This window comes from Paenibacillus sp. FSL K6-3182, assembly GCF_037976325.1.
GTDB lineage: Bacteria > Bacillota > Bacilli > Paenibacillales > Paenibacillaceae > Pristimantibacillus.
The window spans coordinates 4285055-4310442 of record NZ_CP150265.1 but is presented as its reverse complement, the minus strand read 5'-3'; the positions used below and the strand labels follow the sequence as shown (position 1 = coordinate 4310442).

Below are 25388 nucleotides of genomic sequence, written 5' to 3'. Positions count from 1 at the left end.
CACATGATGAAGCTTAGAGAGAAACAACTGCAGCTTACCAGAGAAATGATTAAAGAGGCGGCGCTGGCCGCCTTTTGCGAGAAGGGGATTGAGGGTGCGGATTTGGTACTCGTTGCTACCCGCTCAGGCGCATCCAGACGTACCTTGTACCATCATTTTAAGGATAAGGAGGAGCTGGCCACTGAAGTGTATGTAGATAATCTGAAGCGCATGTTCGGACGCTTGCTGGTGGAGTTCGATTTTAAATCCCCGCGTGCTTCTATTGAAGCCATTCTCGACAAGTATTTGTGGTTAAGAGAGCACCAGCCAGATCTTCTCTATTATGATTCGCTCTTTAGTGTGTATTACGCCAGTATGGGCAAGAATCCGGCGGAACTGGAGGCATTCAAGGAGCTGATCAGCGAGGAGACACGCTTGTCGATGAGTGCTTTTGCCACTGAGCGCGCAGCCGAAATTCCTAATGATGAGAAGCTGGCTTGGATCGAACGGACGCGAATGATTACACATTTGTACTTCATTTATTTACAAAAGTCTGTCTTGATTTGCCGGCAGAACGGTGACGCAACCAAGGCAGAAGAGCTGGAGCAGAATGCGCGTTATAAGGATTTTCTGCTTAGCCTATGGGAAAAGCAATGAATACACAGCGCAGAATCAAGCTTCGAAATACGATGCGATTCAAACTCATTGTGGGCGTAGCCGCCATTTTGGTTCCGCTCATTGTGCTGCTCAATTTCAACCAATATTATGCCGCTCAAGTAGTACGTAAGCAAGTCGCTGAGAGCAATCAGAGCTTTATCACCCTCTATATGAATCAAATTGATGGACTGCTCGATGAAATCGACAGCTTCTTAATTAACATGGTGGCTTCTGACTCGAACCTGCTGCTGCTGGACCGAAGGCAGCCAGAAGCCGAGACGGCACTGCTAAAGGTACAACTGTCCAAGCAGCTATGGAACGAAAACTCCCGTAATGGAGCAGTGGACGGCTTTTTTATTTATAGCACACTAGATGCAAGCTTCATAGAAGCATTCAGTCCACGCCCATCCTATATGGAAAGAGTAGCGGTATCCGATGAGGTTACCCGTAAGCTGAATGCGTCCCCCACACAGTCTGAGCTTGGGGGGCGTGACTGGCTTGTACGACAGATCGATGGCAGCTATTATATTCTCCGCTTGCTTCAGGCAGCTCCCAACACTTATGTTGGCGCCTGGGTCAAGGCGGACACACTTCTCATTCCGTTTAACCTGATTAATTTAGGCGAGAGCGGTTTTTCGCTATTTTCTACAGAAGCTGGAGAGCCTATGCTGCATGCTGAAGTGGTTCGCGAAAAACAAATTGATTTAAGCTTTGCCTCTGGTGGATATAGCTTATCAGGTGGTCCCGAACGTTATCTGACGGTAGGTGAACGATCCCGGCATGGTGGTTTCCGACTGGTTGCGCTTATACCGGAGAAAGATATTTTGAAAGGTTTTTTCAATCTCTGGAGCTGGAATAGGTTTGTCTCTGTGGGTTCTATATTGCTGATTCCCTTGAGTTTGGTGCTGCTTCGCAAGATGATTTTGCTTCCGATCAGAAGACTGCTATCTGCCATGAATCGAATCGGTGAAGGGCATATGCAAGGGATTCCAGAATCTAAAGCCTCAACCGAAGAATTTCGCGTCGTTAACGATCATTTTAACCAAATGCTTTCCCACATTAGAGAGCTAAAAATCCATGTTTATGAGGAACAATTAAGCAAACAGCAGGCGGAGCTTAGGCAGCTGCAGACAACGATTAATCCTCATTTTTATTTAAATTCCCTTAATATGCTGCACAGTTTGGCTGCTGTACGCAATTATGAATTAATCCAGGAGATGTCGCGCTGTCTCTCGGACTATTTCCGTTACATTTTCCGTAGTCATGTGTCACTCGTCTCTCTCGGGGATGAACTGATGCATATGCGCAATTATATACGTATTCAGGAGCTGCGGTTTCCAGATCAGCTGAGCAGTGAAATTGAGGTGCCATCTTATCTGCTGAACCTCGCTATACCCCCGCTTGTGATTCAAACCTTTGTGGAGAATGCCATCAAGCACGCCTTTACGCTGGAAGCGCCATTCCGGCTATCGATTCATGGAAAGCTGGAATCAGATGGTCAGCTGCCTCGCATTCTACTCGTTATTGAAGATACCGGAGAAGGATTTACCCCAGAGCTGCTGCAGCTCTTAAATGAGAAGAGGAACTTGGAGCGTGAGGACGGCAGCAGGCATGGCATCTGGAATGCATGGCGCAGACTGGAGCTATTGTATGGCGGAAAAGCGGACCTTACCTTTCTTAATCTTCATTCAGGCGGGGCTCGAGTCGAAGTTCGCTTACCCATGAAGTCATTCCCGGAAGGAGAGGAGGGCACAACTTGCTGAACGTGCTGATCATAGATGATGAGATTCATTTTGTGAAAGCGGTTAAAAAAATGGTGGACTGGTTGCAGCTTGGCATTTCCAACGTTTATGTCGCTTACAATCCGACTGCGGCGGAGCGGATTTTTGAGGTACAGGAGATTCATATTCTGCTATGCGATATTGAAATGCCGCAGCGGAGCGGACTAGAGCTGCTGAAGTGGATGCGGGAGAAGGGAATTCGCACCGTTCCTGTGCTGATGACCTGCCATGCGGATTTTCATTACGCCCAAGAAGCTGTACGTCTGGGCTGCTCCAATTATTTGTTGAAGCCGCTGACCAAGGAAGAGCTGGAAGCCGCACTGTGCAAGGCGGCAGACGCTGTGAAGCGCGAGCAAGAACTGGCGGATGCGCAGCAGGTTAAGAACTGGTGGTCTCGGCAGCAGGATATAAATCGTGAGCGCTTCTGGCTGGATGTTCTGAATGAAACCATTCCGGCAGTGAGTGAGATTTTTGCAAAGGAAGCGGCGGCAAGGCAAGTATCTCTCCCTGCGGACTCCTTGGTTCTGCCAGTGTTAATGATCATACGTGGTTGGCAGCAGGACTTCCTGGTCAGAGATCGGAAGCTGCTGGAATATGGGCTCAAGAACGCAGGCAAAGAGATGCTGGGAAGACTTACGTTAGGCAGTGTCGTTGTACCTGCCGGGAATGACGCTTGGTTGCTGATTATGCCTGTGGAACAGGAACAGCTAGAGAACGAACTTGCCATTATGTGTAGCCGCTTGGTTGAGTTTTGTCGTGTACATTTATACTGTGAATTATATTGCTATGGGGGACGACCAGTACAAGGACATGAACTCCCTGCTCAGCTGGCTCAATTACACAATTTAGACAGAGATAATGTGACCGGAATCCATTATGTTGCTCTGAATGAGGCAAAGCGTCTTGCAGCAGCGCCTCCAGCTTTGCCAGATATGAGTGGCTGGGCAGCGATGATGAGGCAAGGCGTGAAGGAGCGGCTGTTGGAAGAAGCGAGAGCTTGCATCCATGGACTGCGGGATCATAGGGGAATAGATGGCGATTATTTGCGTGCGCTGAAAGAGAATTTTTTGCAAATGGCCCATGCAGTCCTGCAGCAGCAAGGGGTTCAGGCACATCTGATGTTCTGTGATGAGGAGAGCCTGCGTCTGGCGGAAGCAGCATCCCGCTCGCTTACCGATCTGGAGCGCTGGCTTGCCCATGTGATTATGAAGGCTGTGAATACCACACATCCGTCCTCGATTAGCGATGTGATTGAAAGGGCGACACGCTATATTGTATCCAATCTGGATCAGAATCTGTCCAGAGAAACGACAGCGAACCACGTATACTTGCACCCGGACTATTTGACCCGCTTATTTAAAAAAGAGCTGTGCTGTACGATTCCAGAGTATATTTTGCAGGAGAGAATCAAGCTGGCTAGGCAGCTGCTTATTCATTCTGAGCTTCCTGTAAGCGCCGTGGCGATGGCTACGGGCTATTCGAACTTTTCTCATTTTGCAAAGTTGTTCAAGGCTCAGTCAGGCTTAAGCCCAATCGAGTTTCGCCAGCACCAACGAGGTGCCCCCCTTGCAAAGTCGAAATGACGTCAGTCAAAGGTCGAACCTGAAGCAGAGGATGCGGTCCTCTTCCCGCTATAATGGCAAGAGAAAGCCAAATGATCAAGCCAGGGGGAAAACAAAATGCGCAAGAAGACATGGTTATTCGCAAGTCTAGTGAGTCTATCGCTGCTCATATCAGCATGTGGTTCGAATGGAAATTCAGGCGGATTGGCGAAAGATCCGGTTAACAGCCCCGGAACAACAGGTGAGGAAGCATCGCAAAAGATCGATGAATTGAATGTCGCATTTCTCAGTGTTACCGGCACGCCACCGGATATGAAGGCTGTAGAGGATGAGATTAACAAGATAACAAAGGAAAAAATCAATGTAACGGTTAATCTGATGCCAATCAATTACGGCGCTTATGCCCAGCAGGTTAACTTAATGCTGACGAGCAATGAGAAGCTGGATCTGATTGTCGTTGGATCACCGTTTGGATTTAGCTCCCAAGTGTCCAGAGGACAGCTGTTGCCGCTTGATGAGCTGCTGGAGAAGAATGGGGAAAATATTCGCAAGGCGCTTGACCCGGACTACTTGAACGCTAGTAAGGTAGATGGAAAGGTTTACGGCGTCACGCCTGTGAGAGACTTGGCAACAGCCAACGGATTTACAATGCGCAAGGATCTTGCAGATAAGCATGGAATCGACGCGAGTGCGATTAAAACACTGGATGATGTAGAAGCAGCGCTCAAAATCATTAAAGATAATGAACCAGACATTACGCCACTAATTCCTAGCGGAGCAGGCTTCTCCTTTCTGACCAGCTACAGCTGGCATGATGGTCTTAGCAACGGGATGGGCGTGCTACCAGGCTACGATAATGGTCTGAAGCTTGTAAATAGCATCGAGTCTCCGGAATATGCAGCGCTCCTGAAACGGATGAGGAACTGGTATGAAGCGGGTTATACGTTGAAAGATTCAGCAACCAACAAGTCGAGTCAAATCGAATTAATGAAGGCTGATAGAGCTTTTGGTTATCTCTCTAAGCTGAAACCGGGATTTGATGCGCAGGAGTCCAGATCCATTGGCAAGGAAATGATTAGTGCAACCTTGTCTAATCCTGTATCCATGACAGATCATGTGCTGAACATTATGTGGGGGATTCCGCGTCAAGCTAAGAATCCGGTGGCATCTATGAAGTTTCTGGATCTGATGTATGGGGATGCTGAGCTTGTTAATCTACTGGATTGGGGTATTGAAGGCAAGCATTATGTCAAAGTGTCCGATCATGTCATCAAATACCCAGAAGGCGTCACGATGCTGACGAACGGCTACAATTTAAATATGAGCTGGCTGTTTGGCAACCAGTTCCTCTCTTATGTATTTGAGGGTGAAGACCCGGATATTTGGCAGAAGATGAAGGATTTTAATGAGCAGGCGATTAAATCCAAGGCGATGGGCTTTACGATGAATCCGGAGTCCGTCAAAACAGAAATAGCGGCAGTATCCAACGTCATCGCGCAATATTATCTCGTCCTGGAAACAGGCTCTGTGGACCCAGATAAGGTTTTGCCGCAATTTATTGAGAAGCTGAAGGCCGCAGGAATCGATAAGGTTATTGCGGATAAGCAGAGCCAGCTGGATGAATGGGCGAAAGCCGAAGGTGTGCAATGAGTCGTAAACTTCATGAATTGCTAAATGGTGAGGAACGGAATTATATTCTTCCGTTCTTCTGGCAGCGCGGAGAAGAAGAGGCGGTCATTCGTGAGGAGCTGGCTCGTATACGGGAAGCGGGCATCCATGCCGTATGTGTGGAATCCCGTCCCCACCCTGATATGCTTGGTCCACAGTGGTGGAAGGATATGGATATCATTATGGATGAAGCCCGGAAGCATGGCATGCAAATTTGGGTCTTCGACGATGATCACTTTCCGACAGGACACGCAGCAGGTAAGGTGAAGGACGCGCCGCTGGAACACCAGCGGCAGTTCCTCTCAGAGCGTCGAATTGATGCACGCGGTCCCGATTCTGAAGCTTCATTCCTGCTGCGCCCCTGGTCGGTGCTAGATGGAGCAAGACCTGTCGGTGCTGCTGCAGCTAGGCGTGATCCAGTTACGGGCGAGCTGGATGGGGAGTTTATTGCAATAGATCTCGATGCTTCAGTGCAAGACGGGGTTCTTTATTGGCCTGTGCCGGAAGGCTACTGGACGATCTGCTTGTTCGTCGTCACCAGGGAAGGCGGGGATGATCGCCGCAAAGATTATTTGAACCCGATCGTGCCGGAATCGACGCAGATTCTGATCGATACAATCTACGAAGCCTATTACGCACGATACAAGGATGATTTTGGCGTCGCATTCGCAGGTTTCTTCTCGGATGAGCCTGGCTTCTATAACAGCAAAGCATCGTACGATTATGCTTCGGGACTTGGCGATGCCAAGATGGCTCTGCCGTGGCGTTCCGATTTGCTGGAGCTGCTGGAAGCAGAATACGGTCAGAACCTGCGGCAGCATCTGCCTCTGCTCTGGCATGAGGGAGGAACTCAGACGTTTGCTGTGCGCTACGCCTACATGAACGTAGTGAGCAAGCTGTATGCGGAGCACTTCAGCAGGCGGATTGGAGACTGGTGCCGAGAACGCGGCGTAGCCTATATCGGCCATCTAATGGAGGACAATAATGTACACGCCAGACTGGGCTGCGGAGCAGGGCATTTCTTCCGTGCGCTGGAGGGGCAGGACATGTCTGGTCTGGATGTCGTGTTATGGCAAATTGTACCCGGGTTTGATGAAATGTCTTTCTCATGGATGGGTGGGAAGACAGACAGCGTCTTTTTCCATTACGGGATGACCAAACTAGCTACTTCACTGGGACATATCGACCCTAGGAAGCAAGGAAGAACCTTTTGCGAAATCTTCGGCGCTTATGGCTGGGCGGAAGGGCTGAAGCTGATGAAGTGGCTGACCGACCATATGCTGGTTAGAGGCGTCAATCATTTTGTGCCGCATGCTTTTTCTCAGAAAGAGTTTCCTGACTGGGATTGCCCGCCGCACTTCTATGCCAGAGGGTATAATCCGCAGTTCAGGTATTACCGACTGCTTAATGACTATACGAACCGGGTATGCCACTTGTTGAATGACGGGGAGCATATTGCGAGTGCTGCTGTACTATATCACGCTGAGGCTGAATGGTCCGGGGAATACATGCTGTTCCAGGAGCCGGTGAAGCAGTTGATGCAGAGCCAAATCGACTGCGATGTGCTGCCGATCGATATCTTGGTTTCTTCGGAAGTTATCGATGGGGAGCTAGCGGTGCACAAAGAACGCTATAGCTGCCTAATCGTACCTTATGCCGAGGCGCTGCCAATAGAATGGCTGGATAAGCTTACTGAGCTCGCATCAGCTGGTTTGTCTATTATCTTCATTGATGCATTGCCAGTAAGAGCGAGCCAATCTGTACCATGCGAGGAAGTGCTGAAGAAGCTGGCGGCTTACCCTCAAGTTACTATAACTCCATTGAAGCTTCTGGCAGAGACGCTTATCGACCGAGGGATGAATGAGCTGGTGCTCAGGGACAAACAGCCTTATCTACGAGCCTACCAGTACCGTCATGATCAATTGGAAGTTCTTATGCTGTTCAATGAGAATCCAGATCAGCCGATTGAGACTAGCATTACGCTCCCAGGCTCTGGTGTATGGCTTCGTTATGATGCCTTCACTAACAAGGTGGATCACGTAGGGGCAGGAGAAAAGTATCAGCTTGATTTGCGACTGAGCGCTTATGAATCACTAATTTTGCTTCGTGTACCGGATGGAGAAGAGGGGAATCTACCGGCACCAATAGGCCAGTGGCAGCGTGCTCCACTTGGGACAGATTTGAGCCTGCATGCCAGTGCGGATCGTGCTTTATCCAGACGTTTGATTGAGAATGTCCAGTGGAGCATTTCCCTCTCTACAGCCAAAGAATATCCAGCGTTCACACCTTGGGGGACCATGAAGGAGCTGCGTAATATGAGCTCACGCGACCTGTTGCCGAGATTTTCTGGCACAATGAAGTATGAGTGTGTTGTAACTGGTGAATTAACTGGTGAAATAACTGACCCGATATGGCTGGATCTGGGGCAGGTTTATGAGATTGCACAGGTGTGGGTCAATGGTCAGGATGTGGGTGTGAAGCTGTGTGCGCCTTATGTATGGAATATCGCTTGCTATTGGAAGCAAGGAGAGAATGAAGTGACTATTGAGGTGACCAATACACTAGCGAAGAATCAGCAGGACTGGTTCTCCAAGTTCGTCCAGCAGGAGCCCTCTGGCTTGCTGGGTCCAGTTAACATTATTGGTTCATCTGCGATCAGCCAGGGAAGCGGGGAGTAATATGGAACAAACCTATCGGCCCCGCCGGAAGAGCAGTGTGCGAAAGTACTACGTACTGCTGCTTATGATGATACCGGGGCTTGTCTACTTGCTCATCAACAATTATTTGCCGATGTTCGGGCTAATTATCGCTTTCAAGGATTACAATTTTGCGAAGGGACTACTCGGCAGTGACTGGGTTGGCCTGAAAAATTTTGAGTATTTATTCAAAACGCAGGATGCGTATATCATTACACGCAATACGATATTGTACAATTTTTGTTTCATCATCTTAAATACTGCTTTTGCACTGGGAATTGCAATTGCACTGAATGAAATTCGCAGCCGCTTTATGTCGCGGTTTTACCAGAGTGTATTACTGTTGCCCCATTTGATATCGATGGTTATCGTAAGTTATTTGGCCTATTCCCTGCTCAGCATGGAGACTGGATTTATTAACAAAACCATTCTTTCCAGTCTGGGGATAGAGGGTATTTCATGGTATAGCGAATCGCAATATTGGCCATTCATTCTGACGATTATCAGCTTATGGAAAGGCGCCGGGTTCTTATGCGTCATCTATCTGGCTGCGATCATCGGGATTGATCCGGAATATTATGAGGCAGCAAAACTAGACGGGGCTTCCAAATGGCAGCAAATTCGCTATATTACTCTACCATTATTGTATCCGATTATCATCATGATGACCTTGCTTGCCATCGGCAAAATTTTCTATTCTGATTTCGGTCTATTTTATCAAGTTCCACTCGGCTCTGGGGCACTGAATGATACGACACAGGTTATCGATACCTATGTATACAGGGCGCTTATGAATTTAGGCGATATTGGAATGTCTTCGGCAGCGGGGCTATATCAGTCCGTAGTCGGCTTTATACTGGTACTGTTATCGAATTACGCGGTGCGCAAATTCAACAAGGACAGCGCATTGTTCTAAGGCGTGGGACTGGAGTGTAGAAGCATGAAAACGATCAACAAGGGAATATGGCTTCATCTTCCGATGATGGCCCTGGCGGTGGCCTGCGTGCTGCCGTTCCTGCTGCTTGTAATCTCATCGATCTCCGATGAGAGCTCAATTCTGCGGCAGGGATATACCTTCTTTCCGGATCAATTGGGATTGGGCGCTTATAGCTATCTATGGGATCACTCGGAGCAGCTCGCCCGTGCTTATGGGATCACAGTGTTTATTACGGTCTTCGGCACGGCAGCAAGTCTGCTGATGACCTCGATGCTTGCTTACCCAATGTCCAGACAGGGAGTACCTTTACGTAACGGAATTGCATTTTTTGTATTTTTCACGCTGCTATTCAACGGTGGACTTACACCAACCTACTTGGTTTATGTCCAATACTTCGATATTAAAAACACCATAATGGCCTTGATCGTACCAGGCTTGCTCATGAATGGCTTTAATGTGCTCCTAATGCGGACATTCTTCATGACGACGATCCCGCCGGCACTTATCGAGGCGGCGCAAATCGACGGATCAGGAGAATTCAAAATATTCTGGAAAATAATTGTGCCGCTATCGATGCCGATTGTAGCTACAGTAGGTTTGATTCAGACGATTATTTATTGGAACGATTGGTTTAATGGGATGATCTACGTGACTGATTCCAGGCTGTTCAGCGTACAGAACATATTGAATCGAATGCTAACCGACATCCAGTTTCTGACGGAGAGCAAGTTTAGTGCTCAGCTAGGTGAGGCTGGAGCTAACTTGCCGAGTACGACGGTGAAGATGGCGATTGCTGTGATCGGTGTTCTGCCGATTATGGTGATGTATCCCTTTTTCCAAAAGTATCTTATCAAGGGGATTACGATTGGTGCAGTGAAGGGGTAAGGGTGTAGGGTTAAGGTGGATGAATAAATGAAACAAGTGAAAATAAAGGAATGGCTTCTCTCATGACAGTGGAGGAGAAGGCGAGCATGTGCTGAGGTAAAGAGCAATAATATAAAAGTAACAGCTGCCGTTAGACATAGAAAGAAACTATATAAAATGATAGAGTATTTGATATTTTTATTCCAACGTCTTTTTTTTTTTCATTTTTATTGTTGTCGCTAGTTAAGTCACCTAGATTTTCACTAAAGTATTCATTGAAGATAACGAGTATATTAGCCACCAATTGAATCAGGTACTTTCCCACAGGTGTATTAGAACGGTCCACCTTTTTATTCGGATATTTCAAAAGGCCCTTCGATTGTCTCCTTTGTGGAGGTCAAACATCCACGATATTTCGGGCTATTAGATGAATTTGAATATGGCGTGGGAAGCAGTCACGAAATTGTGAAATCAATGGCTTGATCAAAGAACGTATGCTATGGGCAATAACGGGTGAAGCTGACCATGAGGAGGTATCAATAATTGGTAGAGCGAGGTGAGGACATAGCAATCAGAAGAAGATGAGTCTAGGTATCTATCGCTGGAGACAAATTTAAAACGAATATAGATCTGTTCCATCGGATTAGGATCTTGATTGTTAATTTATAAGGTGGATGGATAATAGAATGATTGAAAACCAAAAGAATCGATGCGGAGCTCGAATGAGTGCTGGACAAAAATAAGGAATTAAGAAATGCAAGCGACAAATTTCATTGTTCTTGACTGATCAACAGCGGGAAGCACTAGAGATGGAAGCCAAGGCAGAAAACAGCAAACTTGGACCTTCATGAATAAGAGGGAAGAAGCTTATGTTAATGAACTTAAGAGTTAGCAAATCATAATGAACTAGAAAAAAATAGCGAGTAGACCTTATTGGTTTACTCGCTATTTTCGTTTTTAAGCTATCTCATTGTTTATTTTTTTAATTAAAGTGCTAAAATTCAAAAATGGTAAAATCAATCGTTTTTGATTCTCCAGCAGGCTAGTGTAATTTTAATGCCAGAGATGCCTTGCTGTTATTGAGGGTGAGACTGAAGTGGAAGAAACTTATTAATAATGTGGTTGTTTTAATGGCCAACTTGATGATGACGAAGTATCTAAGTGAATCCGATATTTCTACAGTTCAATCCCTGAATGGGAAAGAAGCAATTACGTTTGTTGAGTCTACTCTATTATTATTACTGCCTGCGAAGGAAGAGCAGCTTCTTTTAGAAAGTCGAGACCGGAGTAAATGAAATATTCAAACCAGTGATTTTACCGCAAATTTATTGGCTATGCTTCGCGGCATAATTGTCGAGTTTTTGCAGGAACGAGCCGATTTTCCTTTCTGATGCAAGCGCCCATTGCAACCAGCTTGTAGTTAAAGGAAACCTCTCAAAAGGAGATAGCACCAAGTACGTAGTGTACGGAAACCGTAACCAGACTTGAATAAGTTCATAATCGGTTTTACTCAGTTTCGCTACCTTGCGGTAACCTGTCAGAATAGCTTTAGCAATCGCGAAATTCCAATTGTAATCTTTGCACGAATTATAGATGACTCGAAACAGGTCATAGGCGCGCAAATCGACGTGCAGCGTTTCGAAGTCGATAAGATATGTTCCTTTTTTATTTAGAATAAAATTGCTGGGCCCTCCATCGCCGTGTGATAGTACTCCGTTTTGGCGTGGACTACGGCAATAAGCTCGATATCCGCTGCTTCGCAGCAGCGCTCCCGCTTGGCTCGAATAATGCAAAATTTCCGAGCGGTGCTGTTGTACAAAGCGGTTAATCGGAGGACTGAAACCATTTCTAATCGCCTTGGTAATCTTTTTTTGTAGATTCCGTTGCCGATAACGAAGAGTAGAGTGCCATGATCCGATCCTGCTATGAGCGATTTTACCTTTAAGTCCGGTACGTCCAGCCAAATGAAATTGTGCTAAGGCGACGCCGCATGCTCGCATATCGCTTAAAGAACGGGGAGAAGGCTCTCTCCCTGAGATCCATGGTGTAAGTACGTAAGGCTCTCCTTTTTGCGAGATTACATAAAGCCTTCGTCCTTCTGGCATTTGTGGATTGCGCCAAGCAAGAAGTGGTCCGCTATTTTGGACACGTCGCAGTACTCGATCGGTCCACTGCAAACGCGCAAGCTGCTTTGGCATTCGTTTCAAGCTGAATATTTTCCCGCTAGGTGTTACAACCCGATAAACTCCTTTCCGAATTTTCTTTATTCTGCTTGCCTTTATTCCAAATCGTTCTGCGATACTAGAAATCGGTTGCTCACTCAAGGCGAATTCACCTTCCTCAGTTTCATATATAGTGATTTGTAGCGGCGAGCGATTGAAGGCCATCTATAACGAGCGGCAGTCGAATGGGCGTTGGTCAGACGCTGCTTTTTCTTCTCCGGATTTTTCCACAGCGCTGCAATTGCATCGGCGATAGTGGAGCTATCAACGGAATGAATAACTTGGGCATTCCGAGTGTTCACAAATTCCTTTAGCCCGCCAGACAATGTGGATACAAGTGGTACACCGTTTGCCATCGCTTCGAGCGCGACAAGGCAGAACGACTCTTTTTTGCTCGGAACAACAACGGCCCCATAAGTAGCGTACATCCGCTGTACCGCATCGTTCGGTTTCTTTTTAATCCAATGAATGCGTTCAGCAATGCCATATCGCTTTGCGAGGGCATGTAGACTATTTTGATAAGCCACTGAGCCGCTTCCGACGATTGTTAAACTAACATTCTTGTGATTGTGGTTTAACAAAGCAACAGCTTTGATTAAGGGGTTAATGCCTTTCGAAGGAAGAAGTCTTCCGACATAGAGCAATTTGGTAGGAGAACCTTTAGTTTGCTTCGACTTGGCTTTCACACCGTTAGGAATGACGGTTATACTGCCTTGTTTACGTGGATTCAGCCGCTTGATTTCATTTGCTTGCCACCTGCTCGGAACGACGATCCGTTTCGCGGTGAGAAACAGTTTGGCTTGGTTTTTTCCTGATGATGAAGTGATTCCTTTTGAAGCCATTGAATGGCATGTATAAATAATAGGAATACGGTACAAGCTTCCTGCTGCCAAAGCAACTGCAGCGAAATCCGTACTATGAACATGAATGAGGTCTGGTTTGCCGGAGCCCATGGCTACTGCAGCCCGCAGAACGGTACTAGCTTTGAACGCTCGAGTGTGATGACTATAGTAACGTAAGTTTTTGGGAATCCTAACGATTCGCAGTCTGCCGTTAGGGTTTGAAAACGAAAGTTGCTTAGAGTCACTGGAGCATAACACCATAACTTCTACATCGAGCTTGCTCAGCATTTTAGTCAAATTGGTTGCGACAATACCGAGTCCCCCAACAATATTTGGATGAAATTCATTTGTCATGACCCATACTTTAAGTTTCCTTCTACTTTTCATTAGAATCCTCCTTTCACATTAATTTTTATAAAACGAGCCCAAAGAATGGACTTGCTCATTAATGATATTATATGAGTTAACGAATGTAGGTTACGCAATTAATAGACTTTGTTGTTGTTGATGAAGCTGATTGTTTCTTCACGTTTTTCGTCGCGTTCTCTCATCGTGTCTCTCATTGCTACTGTGGACGTTGCAATCACAAGAGATGATGTCCAATAAATGAAAAGCACAAAAATCGTACCTAGGTTATTGCGTGTTTTTTAATTCGCCTCCCTGTGTATTGATTTCCATGTAGAGTATGTACTGATAGAACTTAGTGATTGGATGTTTGTTCTGGTATGATACTAGCCGTTTATAAAAGGCTAGGACAATGTGTGTGAACGTACAGTTTTGCATTGCTTGAGAACTCAAACGTTTGTACCGGAAGGTTATGTTGCTAAACAATCACATCCCAATTTTTAAGCGCTATGTAGATTATGTGCGGATGATGCTTTGGGATTGGACGTTTTCTCTGCGGTGATGAGTGACTAGATTGAATATTGAAGCTCTAGATATGAATTTTAGAACACAAAAGACCCAAACTATGGGCCTTCTGGATAGATATTTCTTCTCTTCTATCATTGCGGCCGAGGACACCTCAACTACAAGCAATAATCACTAATAGAATGAAAAACACCAGAATCGTACCAAGGTTATTGTGCATTATTCACTTCGTCTCGTAGCGTTTTTACCATCATATATAATATGTATTTATAGAATGTAGTGATTGGATGTTTGTTCCTGAATGATACTAAGGTTATCGGAGCTATCATAGGGTTAATAGTGAAAAGTATATTAATACGAATCTAATGAGGGTATTCCAAATTAAAGGCTATTTCATAAAGCATTATTAAGCGAAATGCTAATTTAAACAACCTTATCAGCTGTCTTTTTTGCATTCTCGGAATATATGGCGGTTAATGAGGTATACACTGAAAATGCGAAATCTGCGATGATTTCTTCAATTAGACCAACAGCTCATACTCTTTATTATAACTTATATATTATGTACTAAATTTAATATATAACTTTTAAAATATCCTAAGTATAATGAACACAAATATCTAGGCATGGTATTAAAAAATAGGAAATGGAGGCATTACTCCATGCTTGCCTTCAAAAAAGTGTGAAGTTGGGAAATAAAAGTTACGGCGGGTCTATGGATCGACAGGCCAAGACTACTACTATAAGCATAGATCTTCACCTGTTGACTAAAAACGAACTTCAAATAATTTAGAAGAGTGGGGAATCGTATGAGCAAAACTTTTGTGAATCCATTACTAGTGCATGGCGCGGATCCTTGGATGTATAAACATGAAGATGGAAGCTATTATTTCATGGTTACAAGAAGGAATCGTCTAGACCTATGGAGATCAGACAATATTACGAATATCGCCAACGGTGACAAAAAAACAATCTGGATCCCGGAAGAGACCGGAATTAACAGTAATAATCTTTGGGCTCCAGAAATTCATTATATTAACAAAAAATGGTATGTATATTATACGGCGAATGATGGGGGCGGGGACAGTACTCGTAAAATATTCGTCCTTGAGAATGAGGAAGAAGACCCTTTTGAAGGAACCTGGACGGATAAAGGATTTATTAATACAGAATATGCAGGCTTGGACGGTACGGTATTTGAACATATGGGCAGTCTTTTTTTCCTATATGCAGGATATGGCCATTTTCCGGAGTATGGGTCTGCAATTTATATGGCAAAAATGATCAATCCTTGGACATTAGAAGGAGAAAACGTCCTGCTAAGTGCACCAACGGACCCTTGGGAATTGCAAGGTGGTATGGCGATTAATGAGGGCCCTGTCATTTTGAAAAATAACGGGAAGATTTTTCTTGTGTTCTCGGCTAGCACTTGTTGGTCTGATGACTATTCACTAGGTTTGCTGACGTGCTCTGAACAGGATAATTTGATGAATCCAAAATCTTGGATAAAAACCGAAAGTCCAGTATTCCAAAAGAGCTTGGAAAACGAAGTGTTTGGGCCAGGGCATAATAGTTTTGTTAAGTCACCTGATGGCAAGGAAGATTGGATAATCTACCACGCTATTTCAGTATCAGGAGCAGGAAGTGCGCATAGAAGTACTAGAGCACAAAAATTCGGATGGGATGAACAAGGTAATCCCGATTTCGGAATTCCGGTCCCAATCGATCAGCCAATTGATGTGCCTTCTGGCGAATAATGAAATCGACTCAAATTTAGATAGGAGAGAGATAAAATGATGCGTTTGGCGCTATTTGGAGATTTGCATTTTTTTGATAACAAATTTGTGCAAGGAAATGAAGAACTGTTAAGGGCTAAAGAATGTTTCTATGAAAAATATTTGCAAAAGCTATTCGAAATCGAGGCGGATTTACACATCTCCCTTGGCGACTTGACCCACATGGGAACGGAGGCAGAATTCGAAAACGTATATCAGTATATTTGTAGCTCCGGTGTATCGTTTCGACAAGTACTAGGGAATCACGATGCATATGAATTACCTAAAACAAAACTTCAATCTTTGATTGATCAACCATTAAACGATGTATTTGAAACAAGTGAAGCCCTGTTCGTGTTTGTTGATTCTACTAGAGAAATGGACCCGCAAGATTATAGCGGTCATCTTAATCCGGAACAATTGGAATGGTTGGAGGCACAAATGCTCGTTTCTCCATCTAAGCCAATCTTGGTTTTTGCCCATCATCCCCTATATAACACGACAACCGGGTCACTGGATGAGAAGATGCATATTGATCCTACGATTGATATGCGAGCCATATTACAAAAAAGACAAGGAAACTGTTTTTACTTCAACGGCCACAATCACGTACACTCCATTGTAAAGGAAGGGCAATGGAACTTTATTCAAACTGCTGCAGGCTTGTGTCATCCTTCCATACGCATCGTGGAAATCGATAAGTCTGAAGTTCGCACCCGAATTGTAGCCATCGAGGATGAAGAATTAGTAAGAGCTGCGCAGGTTTTATATGAAAAATTACCTCTGTATCATCGGCCATTAAATGCATATGGGCAAAACGCGGATCGGGATCAAATCATGATGTTTTAGTGGTACAAACTAAAAAGATCGCTCTGGAGTGGAGGCAAGGCAATGAATGATGCTCTGGCAGGCGCCGTGTCAGATATCGTACGTCATTTCAAACTATACTACGAAGCGTATGTGCGAATCGTCCTAAGTGCGCTTGTCGGTTTAGCCGTTGGCTGGGACAGGGAGACCAAGAGCAAGCCTGCTGGCTTGAAAACATATATGTACGTCTGCGTAGCTTGCTCCTTAATTACGCTGATTTCCATTCACAGCGTCGGCATTCTAAGTGGTCAATATCAAAACACGATGATGGACCCTATGAGGCTGGCCGCTCAGATTGTGGCGGGGCTCGGTTTTCTCGGGGCGGGTGTTATTCTGAAAGATGGATTGAAGGTGAAGGGATTAACTTCGGCGGCGGATTTGAATCTGACAGTTAAGAAATACTAGAATTTGCTTGCAGATTCTGCTGTTTACTTTATCAGCCGAATGCCTATTCATAAATTCATAATAGTGGAGGAAAAGACTATGAAAATCAGAGGTGTAGCGCATAGGGGTTATCCGGTGAAATTGCCGGAAAACACATTATCTTCGTTTCAGGCGGCCATTAACTTGTCCTTTACCCACTTGGAGCTGGACGTCCATTTGACTAAGGACGGCGTGCCCGTGCTGATGCACGATTTTGCCATTGACCGTATGACGGACGGGCAAGGTTTGATCCGGGATTATACGTTGGAGGAATTGAAAAGGTTCCGTGTGAAGGAAATAGAAACGATCCCGACGCTGGAGGAAGCGATGAAATTGCTCAAGGGCAACATTTCTGTGCTTATCGAATTAAAGCAAACTGGAGACCGGTATCCAGGGCTGGAAGAAGCGGTGCTGGATGTTGTTCGCCGTACGAATACATTGGACCAATCGCGGATTATCAGCTTCGACCATTTTTCCATAGCACGTACTAGAGAACTTGATCCTAATATTGAATTGGGAATGATTTGCGGTGGCAGTATGCCTTACGTTTTCCCGTTTATGAAGGAGATCCGCTGTACGTATCTTGGGGTGCATAAACAATTTATGACGCCGAAATATGCGGAAATGATTGCGGAGCACGGCATTGAATCCGGCCCTTGGCCGATTGATACGATTGAGGATATGGAGTTAATCGCAAAAAATTATCCGACATCTCTGGTTACAACTGACAATCTGGAGCTTTGGGCGGATTTCTACCGCAAACATCCCGAATTACACATATCTTAAAAAGACGTTTACAAGCACATGAATAACATAGTTAACTGTTTAAAGGATAACCTTTTTGATGAAGGTTGTCTTTTTTTTAGGCTTAATCACTTGCACACGCTCTATACACTTGGGTTACTTTCTTACCTCTGCAGTCCAATTTGCAAAGACCTCTCTCCATTGAACACTGTTAAAGAAATCGTCAACGGATTGGTTGTCGGAATCCCAATCAATAAATATGTTGAGAGGTGTGATTCCACCAGCCCAAACGCCATTATTGACGTCAGTTCCTTTCTCTCTAACTAATAATATTGGAATTCCGAATTGAAAAGCCATGGCAGGCTCGATTTGAGAGAAAGTCGATCCTTCCCAGAACGGAGTGCTCGATGGCGGCTGCCCCACATTGGATTGAAGAATTTCAACAAAAAATTTGCGGAAGTTGATCGCGAGCAACCCGTAGCTTGAAAAAACCAAGCGTCGTATATTCGTGAGGATGCTCTCTGGATATTGTTCGCTTACAGGCAATGTGCGGGGAAAAAGCAATGCATCTTCAATTTCCGTAATAAGACGATTCAGAAATTGTCCTTGCAGGTCATTTACTGAGTTTGTTGTACTCAAAAATATAGGAATTCGAAAAGCGCGATCTACGCATGCATCGATAGCCGATATTGTGCCCATTTGATTATCGGAGGGCTTAGAATTTGAGGAGGAGGTCCTTAAATTACCGCGGACGGGAGGAAGCTCTCTTACAATGCTTACGGGTGAAAGTTTTTTCATGGAAAATTGCTGTGCTTTATCCTTAGTTGTTTTTGTATTGCTCAATTCTCGCATCTCCAATGCCCAAAGAATCATGATATTCAGCGCTAGTCTATGCGCATTCGCCCATTTGTGTTACTAGACACTCACGAGGGGGAGAGGAGCTGGGATGACAGCGAAAAAAAATATTGACTCAAAAATGATTAGGTGCCATACTACATTTATGACGAACGATAAAAATGTAATGATGGATAGTCAAGCTGTTCCTTCACTTGTCCAAACGAAACGTCAGATTGAGCGCTACGGGTTGAACGTCGATGCGCAAGCCGTACTTGTCGCGTCTAGGCTGATGGCCGCTGGAGCCAAGCTTGAACATGCCGCGGAAATTCATTTTTCCAGATTCGGTTTGTCCACAGGCCGGTATCGTTTATTAGCGGATCTTGAAGATCATCAAGGCGAAGAGCTGCCCTCGCAATTAGCGGAGCATCTAGGCGTAACGCGTGCTACCGTGACGGGGCTTATCGACAATCTCGAACGGGACGGTTACGTATCCCGCCGGACCAGTTCGGCGGATGGCCGTCAGAAGTCAGTCATCTTAACTGAGAATGGAGCGAGCAAGCTTCGCGACATGGCTTCAGAGCACTTCGAGAGACTGGAAGCGATGGTCCGCTTGCTTACGGTCGAGGAGCGCAGTGTATTTCTCGATTTGTTAGGCCGGGTGACGCAAGGCATGTCAGCATTGAGCGACGAGCAGGGCGCATCCAAGGAAAATGGTAGCATACAGAAAGGGTAAAACGGGCTAGTCATGCTAGCCCATATTTACCGCCATATAGTTAGGTGCCTAATTATATGGCGATATAAACAGTTGCAGCAAATCTTGGAAGAAAGGGGTGACAACATGAACAATGTGAAGCATTCGCACAAAACAGATCCTGCTTATAGCCTTGCATCGGAGGGTCCCGAATTGAAAGGTTTTGTGCTATGGCGCGAAGTACTGATGGCCTATGTTTCGCCCGCCGTCATGGCAGGCATCGGGGGACTGATCACAGGCGACAAGAGTCTTCAGATCGCTGCGTTAACCACAATTGGGGGAACGTCCGCGCTGATCGCATGGCTGTTGGGGCTTTGGCTGCGTAAACGGGGGAGAAGCAAACGATGGGTTGTTGGACCGCCTCGTTTGCTAGTCGTTGTCATGTTCGCGATAATCTGCGCTTCGCTCGGCTTTTACGCCGCATGGGTGACGAACAAAGTGCCGGATACAGTTCGTTTGAGCGACTATTCGATTTGGTTTGATCGCATATGGATCGATTTTCCATTATCCGGCACGATTGCAAGCACGATCATAACATGGCGTTGGCGCAAGGTGTTGGAAAAAAATGATACGTTAAACGGAGGAGATCGAAGATGATAGCGATTATTGGAGCAACAGGCACGATAGGGAGCGAACTTTTGAAACGTTTGGCCGATCTTGGGGTGCCCGCTCGGGCACTCAGCAGGGAACCGGAGATGCTGCGCAACCGGCTCGGAGATGCAGATAAATCCACGATCGAGGTGGCAGGGGCAGATGCCGCCGATCCCGAATCGCTTCGTCGCGCGTTTGCGGGAGTGAAGCAGCTCTTCTTGACCATATCCAACAGCCCGAGACAGGCCGAGATGGAAATGACGATTATTCGCCTCGCCGCCGAAGCTGGCATCGAGCATATCGTCAAAATATCCAGTCCAGCCTTCGAGGAGCTCTCGCCCGTGGCAGTCGCCGGCTGGCATCGCGATATCGAATCGTTTTTGAGCGAGTCCGGTATGACTAGCACGGTATTGCGTCCCTATGCGTTCATGCAAAATTTGCTGCGCCATGTTCCGACGATTACAGCTCAAGGTGCTTTCTTCGGCGTCATGGGCGATGCGCCTTGCAATTTCATCGATTGCCGGGATATAGCGGACGTTGCAGCAGAAATTCTGACCAACCAGGAGGCCGCCGGACGTATTTATACGCTTACCGGATCGGAGATCTACAGCTATCCGCAGATCGCGGATAAGCTATCCGCTTTGCTAGGCAAGACGATTCGCTACATAAACGTGGAGCCTCAAGTGATGCTTCGCAATCTGACTGATCAAGGGCGCATGCCACCTTGGCTCGCAAACCACGTTGTGGAAATTCAGACGATGTCTACGTTGGTGCCGGAAAGGCCAACGGACGATGTCACGCGTTTGCTCGGCAGACAGCCCCGAACGCTGGACGGGTTTCTGCAAGAGAATGTGGAAATATTTCGGTAGGCATCTGTAAAAAGCGTGTTCCACAAACCAAACCGTCTGAACCGGCTGTCACAGCCTTCAGGCGGTTTTTGTGATTAAAGTTATTCCAGCGAAAGGTTCTGCTTGAAATAGGAAAACCTCTTACGCCACATCATTTATTGTCGAAGAAAATTTGGTGTGTCTCCATCCGCATACACAAATAAATTAGATAATCATATGTATTGATTTTCCGATTTAGATTAAGCTAGCAACTGATGGTGTTGTGCTCCATGATCATTGGATTTCTGGATCTCCGATGAGCGAAACATCGATGCCAGGCATCTATGCAGCAGGCGATATTTTACACCATGATGGAAAGCTGCATCTCATTGCGGGGGCGATCCAGGACGCTGCGAACGCAGTTAATAAAGCGAAGCAATACGTGAATCCGGATGCAAATGCGAATGGAATGGTATCCTCGCACAATGACTTGTTTAGGAAAAAAAACCGTGAACTGATGAAAAGCTTATATACGAAATAAAAGTCATTTTGAGGAGTGCATTTGGTTCTTAGTAAGTATTTGAGTGAGTGACTAGTGAAAGAGATAAAAGGGGACGCGAACATTCGCGTCCCCTTACTTTGTTCCATCCACGTTCCTATATTCGTATACAACCTTAATCATATGAATATATTCTGTAGTAAGAAATTGGATCGAGAATGAAGGAGGAAATGGGTAAATGGAGGTTTATTCATCTGGTTCTATTTTACTTACAAGCAACACAACAAGAATACAAATGGTTGACGGCTTTATCGCTTTTATCCGTGAAGTAAATGAACTTCTTCAAAAAGAAGTTGATCTGTCTCCTGCTAATCAATTAGTTGCGAACATGATTAGGCGCCTTTCACTTCAATTACGTTCCCACTACTTACCGGAGGAGGTACAGGCCGTTCTAAGCAACGAATATATTCGAATGAACCAACGAAATTTGCAGGATAAGTTGTCAGAAGCCGAATTTTTAGTAGAGTTAGGCGATTCTCTTCACATTAGCAAATCAGAGGATTCCGTCTTGGATAACATTCGAAGGCTGTCTTACTGGAACATTTATATGGCCTTAGTTAGTGAGGAGCTGTCCACTCTTCGCCGGATTACTCGAGCGGATGGTCAGAAAGTGAAGTCTCGGATTGTCTTTGTTGGAAGTGGGCCGATGCCTCTAAGTCCTATTATTTTGCATCTTATCGGGGATGTTGAGGTTCTCTGCTTGGAAATTGATCCTGTGGCCTATGATGCATCATGTTTTTTGCTCAAGCGTATGGGATTAGGGAATAAAGTGACTGTTGTATTGGAGAATGGATCAGATTTTGATTATAGCTCTTATAGTAGAGTATTCGTAGCTAGTCTCGTTAGAGATAAGCTTGGGGTGCTGAATCAAATTAAACGTACATCCCCAGATTCTCTAGTAGCTGTTCGAACAGCTGAGGGAATGAAGCGAATCATGTACGAAGCGGTTGATGAATCACAGTTGAAAAAGCAAGGGTGGCGGATTCTGACGCGAACTTGGCCTGAAGAAACGCTAGTCATTAATTCGACCTTGTTTCTTGAAAGTATGACTACTCCTGCTATACCTGGTTGACATCGTATCGTGTACATAACGTCAAAGCTATCGACATTATTGGCGAAGATCTTGAGGATCTGATTTGCATGAGGAGTTTGGGATAAGTCGAGCAGTCTATACTTTTGTACTTTTTTAGTGCGAGCCACCCTTCGAGGTGGCTATTTTTATTGCTCATCTAGAGACCTATCTGCTATAGGATACGCTTTAAATGAGGGATGGTGGACAAGCTGATAAGATCAGCTCACATCATTTTCTGCCGCAGTTAAAGTGTAAGTAATTTCTACGATGAATTTACACAAAGACCATATAGAATTAATTAAAGCATCGAAGTTCTTTTATATACTTTAATGGTTAGAATAAGCGAAATAAAAGGACTAGGTGGTAGATTTAATGTTAAAAAAACGTGATTTGCAGGAATGCCATTCACTGTATGACTTAATGATGGATCCTGCGGTTTTTCCTTACGTTCGTTATAATTGCCAATTATATGAACAATACTTATTCATAACCAAACAGTTGATCGTTGAAGAAGAACAGGAGACATGTATATCTAGAACAATTATAAATGAGAATGGACATCCCATTGGTACCATTGATCTATATGATATTGTTAATAAAACCGGCTTTTTAGCCACATGGATTGGAACTCCTTATTTTGGAAAAGGTTATAACCAACGAGCGAAGGAATCTTTTTTTAGTGAACTATTCCTTGAGCATAATATCGAAACGGTATTTTTGAAAGTCCGTAAACAAAATATTCGATCGAGGAAGGCGATAGAAAAATTACCGTATGCCAAATTAGCAAATGATATAAACCATCAAATATATAAATCGATAAATAATGCGCAACAGATCTATGATTTGTATAAAGTGGAGCGGTTAGACTTTTTAGATTGCAATAAAGTCATGCAACATGATATTGCTACGTAACAAACTGTGCAAAAAACTGTCTTCAAGAAAGCTTTTGGACCGTTTTTTGTATGACGAAAAGCTTCACTAAAAGCAACAAAAAGGACCTTCTAAGCGATTGCTGGAAGGTTTTTCTTCTGTGTAATTGTTTTATTTGATTAAAACGGCTCTATACTTACTTTTACTGATATCAACAATATTTTATAGAACTGTATTCCCGCTTGGTAAAGGAGTTGTATTCCCAGCTCGCTCCGCTCATTGAATCGTTAGAGAATACGACGATGAACTTTAAATCAACTTCTTTGCCTACGCTGAGCGTAATCAAGATTGGAGCGGCACATGAGTTTTGGTAAAGGTGTAAACCGCTGGTCCAATGTACACATCAAGGATTTGGTTCAGCTGTATGTGTTGGCACTTGAAAAAGCACCTTCCGCATCATATTTCTTTGCCGAAAATGGAGAGGAATCGTACGGGGACATCGCCAAATCGGTCAGTGAGGCGCTAGGCTTTGGCGGCAAGACGATAAGCTGGTCCGCAAACGAGGCGATTGCAGAGCTTGGGGATTGGGCGCGTTTTGCCATCGCTTCGAACAGCCGTGTACGTGCGGCTCACGCAAGAAATTTACTTGGTTGGGCCCTAAGGAAGAGTCACTGCTTAGCTGGATAAAAAACAATTTACAATAGTAAGTCAGTAGAGAATTTTAAAAGCATGAACAATGGAGGAGCTCTCGTTAATCAGAGCATTTTCATCCAGTCGAGGACAGAAGAAAAAGGTTAATGGGAGGGAATTGTTCCTTTGTTATTGGATTTAAAGCTGGGAGTGGGGAATGGAAAATATTCTTTTGCACTCTTTTTGATTGTAAGCCGCCTTATTAGGTGGCTTTTTCTTTTTGAAAAACACAAAATTCCGCGCAACCGCTGTTTAGTAGCGTCAAATAGTATTGAAAATCCAAAAAAAACCAAAATCAATATTGACACAGTTTAACATCATGCTATAATCAAACCTGTGAGTGATAATCGTAATCATTACATTTAAAACAATGTTATATCGTAATAATTACACTTTATAACTTGGGAAACTGTACACATTAAAGGAATACCAATAAAAAATCGGAGGGTTGAGGGTAGTTGTGATGAAACAGGAAATAGATTTTATTAAATTTAATCCAACACAAAATATGACGATTTTAGTTAAATCGAATCATCCTGTTGATGAGTATAAGCATATTGCAACAAAAATGATGTCCTATGACAACGTGAATGCGGAGCAAGTAGGTTTTATCGAAAAATCGAATAAAAAAGAAGCGGATGCACATTTGATCATGGCTGGAGGTGAGTTTTGCGGGAATGCGTGCATGTCATTGGCAGCTTTTATTGCGTCAGAAAAAGGGTTAGATCAGGATGCCTTGGCGGAATTACGATTAGAGGTATCAGGAACAGATAAATTAATCATGTGCCAGGTAAGAAAAATGGCAAATGAATATTTATGTCAAGTTGCTATGCCAGTTCCTAACAAGATAGAAAAGAGAACGATTAAACATGACGGTTGCGATCTGGATGTTATTCTAGTGAGTTACCAGGAGTTTACTCATATTGTGATAGAAGTAGAGCAATTTGATAAATGGAATAGAGATAAAGCGCAAAGATTAGCTAAATTATTTGGATCAACTTTAAAAGCAAACTTGGTTGGCATTTTATTGTATAAATCACAATCTGCTGAATTAGCTCCGCTGATTTATGTTCCGCATCTAGACAGTATGATCTGGGAAAGGGGTTGCGGTTCAGGTACTGCTTCATTGGGTGCTTATCTAGCATGGAAAAATAAGAAGGGAGTTGTTGCACAAATAAAACAACCCGGTGGCACGATTAAAGTAATGGCGGATTGTTATAAAGAAGTACTTGCAAGTCTTAAAATTGAAGGATCTGTTGGAATTGTTGCGCAGGGCAAAGCTTTTATAGAAGTGTAGTGATTTT

General features: G+C 44.6%; 21 protein-coding genes and 1 pseudogene. 19 read left to right on the top strand and 3 right to left on the bottom strand.

Annotation, left to right across the window (positions count from 1 at the left end; translation table 11 throughout):
- The first annotated feature begins 3 nt into the window (after window positions 1-3).
- The 7 genes from MHH56_RS18930 (at window position 4) to MHH56_RS18900 (ending at window position 10165) form a co-directional block, all read left to right on the top strand.
- Window positions 4-636, top strand: coding sequence for a TetR/AcrR family transcriptional regulator (locus tag MHH56_RS18930; protein ID WP_339203163.1), 633 nt, complete (start codon window positions 4-6; stop codon window positions 634-636).
- The gene (locus MHH56_RS18925) at window positions 621-2399 is read left to right on the top strand and encodes a histidine kinase (protein WP_339203161.1); all 1779 of its coding nucleotides are present in this window, start codon (window positions 621-623) and stop codon (window positions 2397-2399) included. Before MHH56_RS18930 ends, MHH56_RS18925 begins: the two co-directional genes overlap by 16 nt.
- Window positions 2400-2401: 2 nt before the next feature.
- A complete protein-coding gene (locus MHH56_RS18920; protein ID WP_339209668.1) occupies window positions 2402-4000 on the top strand; it encodes a response regulator in 1599 nt (532 codons plus the stop codon).
- A gap of 96 nt (window positions 4001-4096) precedes the next feature.
- Window positions 4097-5629 (top strand): ABC transporter substrate-binding protein, encoded by a 1533-nt coding sequence (locus tag MHH56_RS18915; RefSeq protein WP_339203160.1) that lies wholly within the window; start codon window positions 4097-4099, stop codon window positions 5627-5629.
- The gene (locus tag MHH56_RS18910) at window positions 5626-8325 is read left to right on the top strand and encodes a glycosylhydrolase-like jelly roll fold domain-containing protein (protein ID WP_339203158.1); all 2700 of its coding nucleotides are present in this window, start codon (window positions 5626-5628) and stop codon (window positions 8323-8325) included. Before MHH56_RS18915 ends, MHH56_RS18910 begins: the two co-directional genes overlap by 4 nt.
- Before the next feature lies 1 nt (window position 8326).
- Entirely contained in the window at window positions 8327-9259 is a 933-nt protein-coding gene (locus tag MHH56_RS18905) for an ABC transporter permease subunit (protein WP_339203157.1), read from the top strand.
- A gap of 24 nt (window positions 9260-9283) precedes the next feature.
- A complete protein-coding gene (locus MHH56_RS18900) occupies window positions 9284-10165 on the top strand; it encodes a carbohydrate ABC transporter permease (protein ID WP_339203156.1) in 882 nt (293 codons plus the stop codon).
- Between the two features lie 1304 nt (window positions 10166-11469).
- On the opposite strand, the gene MHH56_RS18895 is transcribed toward MHH56_RS18900, so the two are convergent.
- The gene (locus tag MHH56_RS18895) at window positions 11470-12468 is read right to left on the bottom strand and encodes a phosphotransferase (RefSeq protein WP_339203154.1); all 999 of its coding nucleotides are present in this window, start codon (window positions 12466-12468) and stop codon (window positions 11470-11472) included.
- Window positions 12465-13595 carry a glycosyltransferase family 4 protein gene (locus MHH56_RS18890; protein ID WP_339203152.1) on the bottom strand — a complete coding sequence of 377 codons (1131 nt, stop codon included), beginning with the start codon at window positions 13593-13595 and terminating at the stop codon, window positions 12465-12467. The genes MHH56_RS18895 and MHH56_RS18890 overlap by 4 nt, the downstream gene beginning before the upstream one ends.
- 1292 nt (window positions 13596-14887) lie before the next feature.
- Between MHH56_RS18890 and MHH56_RS18885 the strand changes: the two genes are divergently transcribed.
- The 4 genes from MHH56_RS18885 to MHH56_RS18870 all read left to right on the top strand — a co-directional run bounded on the left by MHH56_RS18885 (window position 14888) and on the right by MHH56_RS18870 (window position 17929).
- The gene (locus MHH56_RS18885) at window positions 14888-15835 is read left to right on the top strand and encodes a glycoside hydrolase family 43 protein (RefSeq protein WP_339203151.1); all 948 of its coding nucleotides are present in this window, start codon (window positions 14888-14890) and stop codon (window positions 15833-15835) included.
- A gap of 36 nt (window positions 15836-15871) precedes the next feature.
- On the top strand, window positions 15872-16702 hold the full coding sequence (locus tag MHH56_RS18880; protein ID WP_339203149.1) for a metallophosphoesterase: 831 nt from the start codon (window positions 15872-15874) through the stop codon (window positions 16700-16702).
- Between the two features lie 42 nt (window positions 16703-16744).
- Entirely contained in the window at window positions 16745-17125 is a 381-nt protein-coding gene (locus MHH56_RS18875) for an MgtC/SapB family protein (protein ID WP_339203148.1), read from the top strand.
- Window positions 17126-17203: 78 nt separating this feature from the next.
- Entirely contained in the window at window positions 17204-17929 is a 726-nt protein-coding gene (locus MHH56_RS18870) for a glycerophosphodiester phosphodiesterase family protein (RefSeq protein WP_339203146.1), read from the top strand.
- Between the two features lie 114 nt (window positions 17930-18043).
- Here MHH56_RS18870 and MHH56_RS18865 read toward each other — a convergent pair whose 3' ends face one another.
- Complete coding sequence (locus MHH56_RS18865; RefSeq protein ID WP_339209666.1) at window positions 18044-18586, bottom strand: hypothetical protein; 543 nt, start codon at window positions 18584-18586, stop codon at window positions 18044-18046.
- Window positions 18587-18887: 301 nt separating this feature from the next.
- Here MHH56_RS18865 and MHH56_RS18860 point away from each other — a divergent pair, with 301 nt between their 5' ends.
- The 8 genes and pseudogenes from MHH56_RS18860 to MHH56_RS18825 all read left to right on the top strand — a co-directional run bounded on the left by MHH56_RS18860 (window position 18888) and on the right by MHH56_RS18825 (window position 25381).
- Entirely contained in the window at window positions 18888-19457 is a 570-nt protein-coding gene (locus MHH56_RS18860) for a MarR family transcriptional regulator (protein ID WP_339209665.1), read from the top strand.
- A gap of 105 nt (window positions 19458-19562) precedes the next feature.
- Entirely contained in the window at window positions 19563-20072 is a 510-nt protein-coding gene (locus MHH56_RS18855; protein WP_339203145.1) for a hypothetical protein, read from the top strand.
- On the top strand, window positions 20069-20935 hold the full coding sequence (locus MHH56_RS18850; protein WP_339203143.1) for an SDR family oxidoreductase: 867 nt from the start codon (window positions 20069-20071) through the stop codon (window positions 20933-20935). Before MHH56_RS18855 ends, MHH56_RS18850 begins: the two co-directional genes overlap by 4 nt.
- Window positions 20936-21185: 250 nt before the next feature.
- Window positions 21186-21434 (top strand): annotated as a pseudogene (locus tag MHH56_RS18845) (thioredoxin reductase); the annotation flags it as partial.
- 196 nt (window positions 21435-21630) lie between these two features.
- Window positions 21631-22524, top strand: a complete 894-nt coding sequence (locus tag MHH56_RS18840) for a nicotianamine synthase family protein (protein WP_339203141.1) — start codon at window positions 21631-21633, stop codon at window positions 22522-22524.
- A 372-nt stretch (window positions 22525-22896) separates the two neighbouring features.
- Window positions 22897-23436: a GNAT family protein gene (locus MHH56_RS18835; RefSeq protein ID WP_339203139.1), complete on the top strand. Its 540-nt coding sequence runs from the start codon at window positions 22897-22899 to the stop codon at window positions 23434-23436.
- 318 nt (window positions 23437-23754) lie between these two features.
- Window positions 23755-24081, top strand: a complete 327-nt coding sequence (locus tag MHH56_RS18830; protein WP_339203137.1) for a hypothetical protein — start codon at window positions 23755-23757, stop codon at window positions 24079-24081.
- Between the two features lie 466 nt (window positions 24082-24547).
- On the top strand, window positions 24548-25381 hold the full coding sequence (locus MHH56_RS18825; RefSeq protein ID WP_339209664.1) for a diaminopimelate epimerase: 834 nt from the start codon (window positions 24548-24550) through the stop codon (window positions 25379-25381).
- The last annotated feature ends 7 nt before the right edge of the window (window positions 25382-25388 follow it).